The sequence below is a fragment of the Paenibacillus sp. FSL F4-0087 genome (assembly GCF_038020215.1).
Taxonomy (GTDB): domain Bacteria; phylum Bacillota; class Bacilli; order Paenibacillales; family Paenibacillaceae; genus Paenibacillus; species Paenibacillus taichungensis.
On record NZ_JBBODJ010000001.1, the window covers coordinates 3,567,885 to 3,581,191 of the forward strand.

Here is a 13,307-nt window from a genome sequence, read left to right on the forward strand (position 1 = left end):
TTGCGATTTAGTTTTAGGAACAGAGGTACTTATGTCGCTACTACTCTACTGCTTGTAGTTGCACTAGCTACAGCGGTAGGGATAAAACTGAACGAAATGGAGAAAAATGCGATTGCTAATAATTTTGATAGTGAAATTCAACAATATGTACCTATATTCATGACTGATGGTATTACAAGTGATGAGCAATATATTGATTATGCAGATGCGTTACTAAACGATAATCTTTTTGTTAATGATAAAATAAATTCTGGTGTTCAAATATTATATAATATTGATAATATTGATTGGAATATAAGTGCAACTAAGTCTCCAAATACTTTTTCCTTGTATTTACAAACCTTGAGGCCTATATATTATTTAAGTAAGGCTTATACATTAACAAGTGATGATAAATATCTGGATGCTGCGGATAAATTTGTATTGTCATGGGGTGAGTATGCTCAATCTAAAGCAAAATTAAATAGGTATACTTGGTACGATCATTCTGTAGCAGAGCGAGTAGAAAATTTAATTTATCTTTCTAAGGTGGAAGAATCTGTTGGAAATAAGTTGAGAGTACAAAAACTAGATATACTGATTCAAAATAATAGCGAATGGCTTTATGATGATACAAACTATACAAAAAATCACAATCATGGCATTTTTCAAGACGGTGCCTTAATTAAAGCGGGGTATTATCTAGAAAATAATAATTATGTTGAAAAAGGAATAGAGAGACTGGACAAGCAACTTCAATATGCTTTCCCTAATAAACATGTTCATATTGAGAATTCAACGGGGTATCATGTAGGGATTATTAGTTATATAAAAGGAATATCGGAATTTTTGAGTAGTAGTCACAATGTTTATGCTGAAATAGCAAATAGTTACTATAAAGGAGCACTTGAGTATCTGGTGTATGTTTATAAACCAAATCTATCCATACCATTAATTGGTGATACACTTGGTACTTTTACAAGTAATAATCCTTCAATTATCAATAGCTTTAATGACCATTCTTTAGAATATATATTTTCAAAAGGGTTCAATGGGACTCAACCGGAGTATAACACAAGGCTATTTCAAAATGATGGGACTATAATTTTCCGAGAGTATTGGGATTCTAACAAATATGACCAGTCTACATGGGCGCTGTTTAAATCAGGATATTCGTCTAGTACTCATAAGCATGCGGATGATCTATCTTTCCTATTATATTCAAAGGGGCACGATATTTTCATAGATCCAGGTATGTACAATTATATGGTTGGAGATCCGATTTATGATTATATTAATAGTAATTCAGCTCACAATACAATAGTAGTAGATGGTAAAAGCTATTCAATTAGTATGTTTAACTCTAAAAAGGTAGGTATTTATTCTTATTCTCAAGAAGAAGGGTATGAATCTGTAACAGGTTTCAATAACATTTTTCCAGGTGTTAAGATTGATAGAACAATTAATTATCTTGATGGAAATAATATAATTATTCACGATGATATCGTTTCTGAAAAAGTCCATGATTATTCTCAGGTATTCCACTTGTCAAATGACACTGAGATTAAGCAATTAACTCCAAATCGTGCAATTTTAAAAATTAAAGACACAAACTATTATGTATTATTAGACCAACTAGCAAATGTGGATCAAGTTAAAAAAAATATAGGACAAAATGAAGATAACAATCTAAGTGTAATTTCTTCTGGATTAAATCAATCAGTGCCTAGTCAATCTATTCTTTTTAAGAAGTCAGGCAAAAGCACAGAATTTGTAACTAGCATAAGAATAATTAATGAGACAGATTTACCTAGATATTTGAAACAAAATCTTAATTATGATGGAAAACAAGTTGAAATTAACGATGTAATTGTACCTATCAAATCGAGAGAGAGACTTCCTGAGAGTCAAGTCGAAGCTGATATAGTGGGGAGTAACTTAAAAATCAAAAATTCAGCAGAATCTTATGAGCAAGAACTCTCATACTCTTACTATCTGATTGATAAAGTTACAGGGGAAAAATTTACATCAAGTTCCTATTCGGGTGAAAATCATGAGGAATTTCATCTAGAAAAAGGTTACTCTTATGCAGTGATAAGCTATTTGCGCAATAAGGCGAAAGAAACTACGAAAAAGATAGTAGGGTTTGTTGAATATGAAGGGAATAAATTTATATATAAGCCGATTTCTACTGATCAACAAGAACCTATTGTTAGTAATAATCACATAATGGATGAGGGCAACAATTCTTATAAGTTTACTATTGATTTATCTAATTTTTATGGCGGGGTATCGTCAAGGTGGTATGTATATAAGGATGGAGCAAGCTATGATTTTATCAATAACAAAAGCAACGAATTTAGGTATAAATTTGTAGAACCTGGAGAGTATACTGTTATTTATAGGATTAATGATAAATATTTTGGAGAAGTTGAATATAATCATTTTGAGAAAATACAGATTACTAGTTGGAAGTGATTGATATGGATTTTATTGGAAGAATCATTAAGGATTTCTCATCAACATTGATATCATGGTGTATACCGGAAGATGATTTTTTGCTAATTGATCCATTTGAAACTGAATATAGTGAAAATTACTCTTCAGCAACTGCTGCAGTTTTGTTTGCGTATTTATATACAAAGACAAGAGATTTATCTTATTATGATTATTTTTCTAAATTAATTGAACGTAGTATCGTATTATGCAATGACAGGGGTGTTTCTTCTTTTTGTAAGGTGTTTCTAATACATTATAGTTTATTAGCTATACATTATTTGCCGGAACATGAAAAGAAACGATCTTTCGCTAGATTTGAAGAGTTTTATTCTTCTTTTGAAGATAAGTGTGGACAAATTAATACAAATTGTGCGGCCTTACAATGGGGGAGTGAACTTTTATTATCTTCTTTAAGCGGTAAGAGCATGAACAGCGAATACTGTAGATATTTATTAGACCACATTGAGAAATCTCAAAATAAACTCGGATTTATTGATGATGCTGTTTCTGATCATAGAGGTGTAGAGGACGGTAAGCCAATTGCATATCATTTATTTATTGTATTTATATTATTAAGTATTGTTAGTACAGTGAGGAAGGATTTTGACCATGATCAAACAAGAGCAATAAAAATAATTCATAAAGGAGTTTTATGGATTTCTAATATTATTGCAACTGATAGTTCATATGCTACTCTGGGCAGGAGTAGTAATCAAATATTTACATGGGGATGCATGCTACTTATTTATAAACACTCCACAAACAATGGTATGGAGTTTAATTCACTTCTAGATCTATGGCTGAGATATGAAAAAAAAGATGGTAGTTATAGTTGCACTCCAAACTATTTCCCACATAGCCTCCGGGTAGGTTTTGAGAAGTATACTCACGTCAATATGTATAATACTCTTTCATTAGTTGGTCTAGTTATTTCAGATTGCGTTAGAGATGAGGATTTATTAAATATTAATGTAGACCTTACTGACACTACTTTTGTAGATGAAGAGAGTGGTTACATCTTTTTTAGACAAGGTAAAAGTTTTTTCGGTTGTTCGTTAAGAATGCATTCACATAAATATGTGCCGTCAATGCAAGGTTTCCACTATAGAGTTGGTGGGAAAAGAATGCCACTTCTTGAACCTAGATTAAATATTGATGCAGCATCAGATAGTATATTTGAAGGATATATAATTAAGGGTTACAACGGTGAAATTATATATCCTGATAGTATTCAGAATGCTAGTTATAGTGTTGTAGACAATGGAATAGATTTATATGTGGAGGATTCTAGCATTTGTGTTAATAAAAGTATTAGAATCTTTGAAAATGAAATAGTATGGAACTACAAAATTAAGGCAAATAAGGATTTGTTATCATGTGAACATATTATTCCTATACTCTTAAACGATGGGAAGCATGAAGCCAAGCTATTCAAACGTTCAGATAATACTGTGAATATTTATTTTGATGGTTCTCAGTATCAACTAACATGTAATCGTAGTCTTAACAATAGTATTTCACTACATCGCTCCCTGTGCTCAACATCAGGTATAGGGTCTGTAAATTCTTTTAGAATCACATCAAATATAAAGAGAGATCAAGTGATAGAATGGAGAACCTCAATTAAATTATGTAGTGCTGAGCTGAATGGCAAGAAATTACAACAAAAAATTACTGCTAAAGATGTGATCCCTGTAATAAATAATATCACTTTAGAGGAAAGTACTGCTTCAAAAAGTAAGGAAGTTAAGTTTACAGTAGAAGCAGTTGGGAACCAGTTAACATATGCATGGTATCTATATAAAGATAGTGAAAAAATAGAAGTGAAATGGTATTCTGAAGTGAATTATTATCAGACTAGATTATCTGATGCTGGTAAGTATCAAGTCAGAGTATTTATCAGAGATGTTTATGGTAATCAAATCAGTAGACTAGATAATAATATTGTAGAGGTAGTGCAATTAAATATCTAGTGAATCTATATAATTTCGAAATAAGCGGATTATAGATAGGAGTATCCAATGGGGATATATAGTGAATTTACTATTTTTGGAAGTTGTGTGTCGAGAGATGTTTTTCGAATTGCTCAACATGAAAAAAAACTTGAATATTATGCAAGATCATCTTTAATCAGTTTGTTATCAAATCCTCTAGAAGTAATTCAAAAGGATATTTCATTAGAATCCGAATTCCAAAAAGGGATGATTGTGAAAGATTTCTCGAATACCTTCTTAGAAGAATTGAAACAAAAAAATCATAATACGTTCATCATTGACTTTGTTGATGAGCGCTTTGATTTGATGAAGTTAGACAATTCTTATGTTACAAGATCAAATGAATTTGTTAACGGTAATCTTGAAAATTTATACCTTTACGAGAGTTTCACGGTTCAACGATAGAACGCATTTACTCTGGGAGGAGTCATGCGATAAATTCTTTACGTATCTTTTATCACATGTATCAATAAGTAAAATAATTGTTCACGAAACTTATTGGGCGGATCATTATATTAATGAGGAGTACCATCTATGTGAATATCCTAATTCTCAAAACATACAACGAAATAATGAAGTGTTGGAAAGATATTATAGTTATGTGAGGAACAAATATCCAGAAATTCGATTTGTTTCGAGCAACCGAGTTGGTAGTGCTTCGCATAAATGGGGGTTAAGCCCTGTGCATTATACCGACGAATATTACTTGGATATATTTAAACAAATAGCAGATTGTAAAAAGTAGCTAATGTATACTATTATGCACACATTCAATCTTTTCGAATTACTAAGGGGATGATATCTTGACAACCAGAACAAAGATAGCTTATCTCATGCATGTGGACTGGAATTGGATCAAGCAACGTCCCCATTTTTTATTCGAAGAATTAACTCGATACTATAATGTGGACTTGTTCTATATCTATAAATTTAGTGACAAACATAGGAATACCATTCTTAATTCTAGAACAATTAGTACTTATTCAAATATTAATTTGATAAGAAAGGTTCCGATGTCGGGGCGAGTTAAGACTATTCAATGGATTGAAAGATTTATAAATAGGAATGTTATTCGTTCTTATGAGAATTTTGATTATATATGGATTACTTCTCCAATTATTTTGGATTTTGTCCCTTTAGATCGATTCAAAGATAAACTTGTTATCTATGATTGTATGGATGATTTTTTAGGTTTTTACGATGATTCTAATAAAAGAATTAATCGCTTGCGTTTATTAGAGATCGAATTAGTACGAAGAGCAGATTTTATATTTACGTCTTCTAATTATTTGAAGAATAAAATAGTATCTTCTTATAAAGAACATTTAAGAAGTATTCCTGTTGTAATTAATAACGGGATTAGTCCTTCTATAATAAATTCAACTAAACTCACTACTATACAGGGAAATTCCTTACATGCACAAGAAGAACAACAACGAGGAATATTCAACATTACCTACATCGGAACTGTTGGAGCGTGGTTTGATTTTGATACAGTTTTATATGTACTTGATCAAATGTCTAAAGTGAAGTTCACTATAGTAGGTCCCATAGACACTAAGGTTCCAGTTCATCCCAGGTTAGAGTTTATCGGGATGGTAGAACATGAGAAGTTAAAAGATTATGCTGATAAGGCTGATGCGTTTATAATGCCTTTTGTATTAAGTGAGTTAGTTAGGGCAGTTGACCCTGTCAAAATTTATGAATATATCCTCTTTTGTAAGCCTATTTTTTCTATTAATTATGGAGAAATGCATAAGTTTCTTCCATACGTACATTTATACTCACATAGAGAGGAATTAATAAAGCTTATAAATGATTTAATTAATAGTAATATTGAGATGCATTCAAAGGAAGAAAGTATTCAGTTTTCACTTGGAAATACATGGCGCGCTAGATGCCGACAAATTGTTGATGCAATAGAAGGAGTCTAATTTATGAAAGCCATAATTCTTGCAGGCGGGACAGGATCCCGCCTTTTTCCTCTAACCAAGGTAACCAATAAACATCTGCTTCCTGTAGGCAAGTATCCGATGATCTTCCATTCTGCATACAAATTGAAACAAGCTGGCCTTACCGAGATCATGGTGATTACCGGCAAAGAACATATGGGGGACGTCGTAAATCTACTCGGTAGCGGAAGCGATATAGGTGTTTCGATCACTTATCGAGTGCAAGATGAAGCAGGAGGAATAGCTCAAGCACTCGGATTGGCAGAACAATTTACAAGTAACGATCAAATGGTGGTCATCCTTGGTGATAACGTGTTTGAGGACGATATTACTGAGTATGTGTCCAATTTCCGCGAGCAAAAGTCCGGAGCTAAAATATTGATACAAGAAGTCACTGATCCCCATCGCTTCGGAGTGCCCGAGTTACATGACGATCGCATCGTATCCATTGAAGAAAAACCGCAGAAACCCAAAAGCAAATACGCGGTAACAGGCATATATATGTTTGATAGTGAGGTCTTCAAGATCATAAAGACATTAAAGCCTTCTGCAAGAGGCGAATTGGAAATCACAGACGTAAACAATGCATATATTGAACGAGGAAATCTTACCTACGATATACTTAAGGGTTGGTGGACAGATGCAGGTACTCACGCGTCGTTGGCGCGGGCCAATGAATTGGCGCGAGATGTTGCATTCGGTGACGCGTACGGGAAGTTAAAGTTATAGAAGAGAAGGGATGGCGAAATAATTGAAAATCACTCCTTCCAAGCTGACAGGTGCCTGTTTGATTGAACCGGTGGTTCATGGGGATCACCGGGGTTTTTTTATGGAAAGTTACAATGAGCAGCTCATGGATCAACAAGGAATCAACTACAGGTTTATTCAGGATAACCAATCCTTATCTGCTCAGCCGGGTGTGTTGCGCGGATTGCACTACCAACTTAATCCCAAAGCACAAACCAAGTTAATTCGGGTTATTTCTGGTGTGATTTACGATGTTATCGTGGACATTCGTCAAGGATCACCCACCTTTGGACAGTGGGAGGGCTTTATCCTGAGTGAACATAATCATCGTCAGTTATTGGTCCCCAAAGGATTTGCCCATGGTTTTTGTACACTTGTTCCGAATACCCAAGTCTTTTACAAAGTGGACGAATACTATTCCCCTGAGAACGACCGCGGCATATTATGGAGTGACCCGGCTCTTGGAATTGATTGGCCTACATTTAGTCCGACTTTGTCAGATAAGGACCAAAGACATCCTTTACTTCAAGATGCGGAGATCAATTTCAATTTCTAAGTGAAGTAATTAGGAGGTTCCAACACTATGAAACTGCTCATTACCGGCGGGGCCGGTTTTATTGGAAGTAATTTTGTGATGTATATGCTGGAGCAGCATCCTGATTGCGAAATCATCAATGTGGATGCGCTGACGTATGCAGGTAACTTGGAAAACTTAAAATCACTTGAAGGCAACGTACGTCATACCTTTGTCAAAGCAGATATTACAGATGCTGCCGAGATGGATCGCCTCATCGGCCAAGGTGTGGACGTTGTCGTTAACTTTGCCGCAGAATCTCATGTGGATCGCAGCATATTGGAACCAGATGTATTTGTGCGAACAAATGTGAATGGTACCCAAGCACTGCTTGAGGCAGCCAAAAAACACAATATCTCCAAATTCGTTCAAGTATCAACGGATGAGGTGTATGGCTCGCTTGGCCCAACAGGCTTATTTACGGAAGAGACACCATTACAACCTAACAGCCCTTATTCGGCATCTAAAGCAGGCGGAGACCTACTTGTGCGTGCATACCATGAGACCTTTGGCCTTCCGGTAAATATCACTCGCTGCTCCAACAACTATGGCCCTTACCAGTTTCCTGAAAAACTGATCCCTCTGATGATTTCACGTGCCCTGGCTGATGAGGCTCTGCCTGTATACGGAGATGGATTAAACATTAGAGATTGGCTCTATGTTGAAGACCACTGCAGCGCCATTGACTTGGTAATTCATCAAGGACGTAACGGTGAAGTATACAACATCGGCGGCAATAATGAACGAACTAACGTGCACATCGTGAAAACCATTTTGGAGCAACTCGGCAAGCCGGAATCCTTAATCAAATACGTGCAAGACCGGCCTGGGCATGACCGCAGATATGGCATTGATCCGGTCAAAACGATGTCTGAACTAGGCTGGAAACCAAAGCATACGTTTGAAACTGGGATCAAGGAGACTATTCAATGGTATCTGGATAACAAGGAATGGTGGACTCGTATTCAGTCGGGAGTCTATCAACAGTACTATGCCAAGCAATATGGCTCTCGATTGGGAGACGTGAAGTAATTGAAGGTTTTGGTTACAGGAGCAAACGGACAACTGGGTCGGGATGTCGTTCTTCTTTTGGAGAAGGAGGGGCATTCTGTTCTTGCTTGTGATCGGGATCAGATGGATATTACGAATCAGGCACAGTGTAATGTAGTCATCTCCTCTTATCATCCTGAAGTGGTCGTTCATTGTGCAGCTTATACAGCCGTAGATGCAGCGGAAACAGATATCGATGGTGCATATAAGGTGAATGCGGTAGGAACACGCAATGTTGCTGTAGCGGCAGAAAGAGCAGGAGCTAAACTAATTTATATTAGTACGGACTATGTCTTTGATGGCAACTCGTTAAATCCCTATCAGGAGTACGATGATACGAACCCGCAAAGTGTGTATGGCAAGTCCAAACGAGCAGGAGAATTACTGGTACAGTCTTTGTCCTCCAAATGGTTTGTTGTGCGTACTTCTTGGGTTTATGGTCTGTATGGGAATAACTTTGTCAAAACGATGCTGAAACTGGGTCAGGAAAAACCAAAGTTACAGGTGGTGCATGACCAAAAGGGGTCACCTACGTATACCGTAGATTTGGCTGGATTCCTGCTGAAGCTTATGCAGACCGAAATGTATGGGATATATCATGCTTCCAACAGTGGTACTTGTACATGGTATGAATTCACGGAAGCTATCTTTGCGGAAGCTCGAAATGTTGGAGGACTTTCCATCCAAGCACAATTGGAGCCTTGTACGACAGAGCAGTTCCCCAGACCTGCTCCAAGGCCGCGTAATTCGGTAATGGATCATCTATCCATTCGGACCAATGGTTTGACGGATCTCCGCCCATGGCGGGAGGGCCTGCGTGAATTTATCAGCTTATTGTCTAAATAGGAACGTCCATAGTAGCACGATGTAACTCTCGCTCTTACTCTTGAGCGGGAGTTTTCGTATATAATGAAGAAAAGTCAGATTTTGAGGTGGCACGTGAATAAATCTAAAGTATGCATAATGCTTTCTACATATAACGGAGTAAAGTACATTGAGGAGCAGATGGAAAGCCTTCTCGCACAACATGAAGTTGACGTGCAGATTAGTATTAGGGATGATGGTTCATCTGATGGAACTGTACAAAAATTAAACGAATATGCCAAGTCTCATCCGGACCAAATCCGATTTATTAAAGGTGAAAATTTGGGCGTGATCGGGAGTTTTTTTGAACTGATGTGCCAAACGGAGCCTGTATATGATTTTTACGCTTTTTGTGATCAGGATGACGTGTGGAAGCAGGATAAACTTATTAGGGCAGTAACTAAACTAAAGTCGAGACAATCAAACGTACCACTTATGTATTGTTCTTCTACACAGATGGTAGATCAGGATCTAAACCATATAAATGTGTGGCCAACACTCCCTCCGAAGGCGCTAAGCATGTATAATGCCATGGTCGAAAACTGCTGCGTGGGCTGTACTATAGTCATCAATCCTGTCGCTTTTCAGCAAGTTAGGGCTAGCATTCCTTCCGATCTAACTCAGGTTATTATGCATGATTGGTGGATCTATCTTTATGTTAGTGCATTTGGCGAGGTCATTTTTGATGAAGAGCCGATGATTTTGTATCGACAACATCAAAATAATGTTTTGGGTGGGAGCAGCGAAGGCTGGATCGCGAAATGGAAAAATAGATGGAGTCGATTCGTGAATGGTAAAAATCATTTTATATTAAGCAAACAAGCAAAGATGTTTCTACATCTTCATAAAGATCGTTTATCTGCTCAGCAACTAAAGGATATACAGAGCTTTTTAAACCAACTGGATAGCCCTTGGATAAAACGTATTAAATATGCGTCCCAAATGCCCTTTTATCGTCATGCTTCTCTTGATAACCTTGTTCTTAAACTCATATATGTCTTGAAAAAGGTATAAGTTGTAGATTGGCTATGACTTCCACACCTTCGCCCATAATATGCTATACTTTCTATAGATAAACAAAGCATTACAAAGTCAGGAGTTTTACAAAATGGTCGAAACAGCAGATGTTCCCTTACAAGGGGGATCGAAAAATAATAAGAACTATAGTCCTTATGTCAGCATCATCATCGTAAACTACAATACACGTAAGCTGACATTGGACTGTCTGGCATCAGTGTATGATTCCCTTACTTCCTTTCACTATGAGCTCATCGTCGTTGACAATGCATCTCGTGATGGCTCCGTGGAAGCAATCCGTGACGAATACCCAGATGTACGGTTAATTTCAAATCGTGACAATACGGGTTTCGCCGTTGCAAATAACCAAGGCATGAAAATAGCTAAGGGACGCTATATTCTACTGCTTAATTCGGATACAGTCGTGCAGCCGGATACACTGGAGATCATGATCGGATTCATGGATCGACATCCAGAGATGGGGGCATCCGGTTGTAAGGTGATCCTTCCTGATGGCTCCTTGGATAAAGCGTGCAAGCGGGGATTTCCAACGCCATTGGCATCATTTTGTTATGCATTCGGTATCTCACGCATGTTCCCGGATCGTCCACAGTTTAACCAGTACCAATTGGGGCATCTCAGCCCGGATGATGAGTATCCGGTAGACTGTCTTGTCGGTGCGTTCATGCTCGTGCGGCGTGAAACCATCGATCAAGTGGGCGGATTGGACGAAACCTTCTTTATGTACGGCGAAGATGTTGATTGGTGTTATCGTATCAAAGAGGCGGGTTGGGGCATTTATTATTATCCGCGTACATATATTGTGCATTACAAAGGTGCGAGTGCCCGTCGCAAACCTATGAAAATCATTTATGAGTTTCATAGGGCAATGTGGGTTTTCCACCGTAAACATTATGCCAAGCGCTATGGCATCTTTACCAACACGGCAGTATGGCTCGGCATTTCACTAAAATTTTCATTGTCTCTGATCCGCAATAAGTTAGTTAGATCGAAACCACAGAAAGAATTTTCATCAGGTCGTGCGGCAGATCGGAAGACATCCTCCGAGGTGAACACATGATTCGGCGTAATCAGCGATTTCTGACTCAATTGTATATAGCTACTGATTTTGGAGTCATTCAGCTTTCGTTCTTGTTCGCCTGGTGGTTAAAGTTCGAGAGTGATTTATTGCCACATCATCATCCATTACCTATTGAAAAATATATGTTATGGAGTCTTGTGTATGGAGGGCTTGCGATTGCAGTTGGCATAATGTCCTCTTTATACACTCCCAAGCGTAAGAAACGTTTCACAGACGAACTTTGGAGGCTCGTGCAATCTCACGGTGTGGCCTTCTTTATGTTATTGAGTCTCATGTTTATATTTAAAGAAGTTAATGTTTCCCGAACTTACTTGATCCTTTATATGATGGGGAACTTTACATTTATACTGATTTACCGTTATGTTATTAAATTGCAGTTAAGGCGTTTTCGCAAAAAAGGCTTTAACCGCCAATTTGTAGTGATTCTCGGGGCAGGTACGTTGGGCAAGAGATTTTTTGATAAACTTCAGAATTACCCTGAGCTGGGTTATGAAGTTACCGGTTTTTTTGATGACTTTCACCGTTGGGATCGGACGGAACAGGGGAAATACAAACCAATCCTTGGCAGAATAGACCAGCTGGAAGAGTTTTTGTCCACTCATTTTGTTGATGAAGTCATTCTGGCATTACCTCTGGATGCTCATGATAAGTATTCGCATATTATCAATGTGTGTGAGCAAGCCGGTGTACGGACACTGATCATTCCTGATTTTTTTGATTACCTGCCAGCTCGACCATATTTCGATAACTTCGCAGGGATGCCGATGATTAACGTTCGTGATATTCCACTGGACATTGCTGTTAATCGTCTGATGAAAAGAACCTTTGACATTGTGTTCTCTCTCGTCGCCATCCTGCTAACCTCACCAGTGATGCTCGTTGTTGCGGTGGGTGTCCGAGTGACATCATCCGGTCCAATCATCTTCAAACAGGAGCGTGTTGGGCTCAATCGTCGTAACTTCATGATGTATAAATTCCGCTCCATGAAAGTCATTCCAGAAGGCACAATAGATACAGGTTGGTCAACGAAGAATGATCCGCGCCGTACGGCCTTCGGTACATTTATAAGACGCACTAGCCTGGATGAATTGCCTCAATTCTTCAATGTGCTACTGGGTCACATGAGCGTAGTTGGCCCAAGGCCAGAACGCCCGTACTACGTGAATCAGTTCCGGGATGAAATTCCGAAGTACATGATTAAGCATCATGTCCGCCCGGGAATTACGGGATTGGCGCAGAGCAAAGGATTAAGAGGAGATACCTCGATTGAGGATCGGATTGAGCAGGATATCTTTTATATTGAAAACTGGTCCTTATTATTTGATATCAAAATCATATGGGAGACCATTCGGAATGGTCTCAAGAATGCTTATTAATCTTCGCTCAATTCCAATGATCCACCATTTAACAGTCGCCTTCGGGCGGCTTTTTGTTTTACACCTCTCCAATCAGGGTAGTTAGCTATCAAAAAGGAAAAACCGCACATGCTTCGTCATATCATGATAATCATACTCTTTTTCTCTTTCCTA

At 37.7% G+C, this 13,307-nt stretch carries 12 protein-coding genes; all 12 read left to right on the forward strand.

What is annotated here, in order from left to right:
* The 12 genes from MHB84_RS16325 (at window position 1) to MHB84_RS16375 (ending at window position 13,154) form a co-directional block, all read left to right on the forward strand.
* The gene (locus MHB84_RS16325; RefSeq protein ID WP_076287663.1) at window positions 1-2,457 is read left to right on the forward strand and encodes an alginate lyase family protein; all 2,457 of its coding nucleotides are present in this window, start codon (window positions 1-3) and stop codon (window positions 2,455-2,457) included.
* 5 nt (window positions 2,458-2,462) lie between these two features.
* Entirely contained in the window at window positions 2,463-4,451 is a 1,989-nt protein-coding gene (locus tag MHB84_RS16330; protein ID WP_076287664.1) for a hypothetical protein, read from the forward strand.
* A 48-nt stretch (window positions 4,452-4,499) separates the two neighbouring features.
* On the forward strand, window positions 4,500-4,877 hold the full coding sequence (locus MHB84_RS16335; RefSeq protein ID WP_076287665.1) for a DUF6270 domain-containing protein: 378 nt from the start codon (window positions 4,500-4,502) through the stop codon (window positions 4,875-4,877).
* Window positions 4,813-5,217, forward strand: a complete 405-nt coding sequence (locus tag MHB84_RS31410) for a DUF6270 domain-containing protein (protein WP_445322109.1) — start codon at window positions 4,813-4,815, stop codon at window positions 5,215-5,217. Before MHB84_RS16335 ends, MHB84_RS31410 begins: the two co-directional genes overlap by 65 nt.
* A 58-nt stretch (window positions 5,218-5,275) precedes the next feature.
* Window positions 5,276-6,406, forward strand: a complete 1,131-nt coding sequence (locus MHB84_RS16340; RefSeq protein WP_076287666.1) for a hypothetical protein — start codon at window positions 5,276-5,278, stop codon at window positions 6,404-6,406.
* A 3-nt stretch (window positions 6,407-6,409) separates the two neighbouring features.
* On the forward strand, window positions 6,410-7,153 hold the full coding sequence (locus tag MHB84_RS16345; protein ID WP_076287667.1) for a sugar phosphate nucleotidyltransferase: 744 nt from the start codon (window positions 6,410-6,412) through the stop codon (window positions 7,151-7,153).
* Between the two features lie 22 nt (window positions 7,154-7,175).
* Complete coding sequence (gene rfbC, locus MHB84_RS16350) at window positions 7,176-7,727, forward strand: dTDP-4-dehydrorhamnose 3,5-epimerase (protein ID WP_076287668.1); 552 nt, start codon at window positions 7,176-7,178, stop codon at window positions 7,725-7,727.
* A 27-nt stretch (window positions 7,728-7,754) separates the two neighbouring features.
* The gene (rfbB, locus tag MHB84_RS16355) at window positions 7,755-8,777 is read left to right on the forward strand and encodes a dTDP-glucose 4,6-dehydratase (protein WP_076287669.1); all 1,023 of its coding nucleotides are present in this window, start codon (window positions 7,755-7,757) and stop codon (window positions 8,775-8,777) included.
* Window positions 8,778-9,641 (forward strand): dTDP-4-dehydrorhamnose reductase, encoded by an 864-nt coding sequence (gene rfbD, locus MHB84_RS16360; RefSeq protein WP_076287670.1) that lies wholly within the window; start codon window positions 8,778-8,780, stop codon window positions 9,639-9,641.
* A gap of 93 nt (window positions 9,642-9,734) precedes the next feature.
* Window positions 9,735-10,673, forward strand: coding sequence for a glycosyltransferase family 2 protein (locus MHB84_RS16365; protein WP_341143054.1), 939 nt, complete (start codon window positions 9,735-9,737; stop codon window positions 10,671-10,673).
* 94 nt (window positions 10,674-10,767) lie between these two features.
* Window positions 10,768-11,757, forward strand: a complete 990-nt coding sequence (locus MHB84_RS16370) for a glycosyltransferase (RefSeq protein WP_083678754.1) — start codon at window positions 10,768-10,770, stop codon at window positions 11,755-11,757.
* Window positions 11,754-13,154 (forward strand): undecaprenyl-phosphate glucose phosphotransferase, encoded by a 1,401-nt coding sequence (locus MHB84_RS16375; RefSeq protein WP_076287671.1) that lies wholly within the window; start codon window positions 11,754-11,756, stop codon window positions 13,152-13,154. The genes MHB84_RS16370 and MHB84_RS16375 overlap by 4 nt, the downstream gene beginning before the upstream one ends.
* Window positions 13,155-13,307: the final 153 nt, after the last annotated feature.

What these genes read in the sequence shown, in the direction of transcription:
- MHB84_RS16330 (WP_076287664.1), top strand. Translation starts at nt 2,463, where the DNA reads ATGGATTTTATTGGAAGAATCATTAAGGATTTCTCATCAACATTGATA.
- MHB84_RS16335 (WP_076287665.1), top strand. Translation starts at nt 4,500, where the DNA reads ATGGGGATATATAGTGAATTTACTATTTTTGGAAGTTGTGTGTCGAGA.
- MHB84_RS31410 (WP_445322109.1), top strand. Translation starts at nt 4,813, where the DNA reads ATGAATTTGTTAACGGTAATCTTGAAAATTTATACCTTTACGAGAGTT.
- MHB84_RS16345 (WP_076287667.1), top strand. Translation starts at nt 6,410, where the DNA reads ATGAAAGCCATAATTCTTGCAGGCGGGACAGGATCCCGCCTTTTTCCT.
- rfbB (WP_076287669.1), top strand. Translation starts at nt 7,755, where the DNA reads ATGAAACTGCTCATTACCGGCGGGGCCGGTTTTATTGGAAGTAATTTT.
- MHB84_RS16370 (WP_083678754.1), top strand. Translation starts at nt 10,768, where the DNA reads ATGGTCGAAACAGCAGATGTTCCCTTACAAGGGGGATCGAAAAATAAT.
- MHB84_RS16375 (WP_076287671.1), top strand. Translation starts at nt 11,754, where the DNA reads ATGATTCGGCGTAATCAGCGATTTCTGACTCAATTGTATATAGCTACT.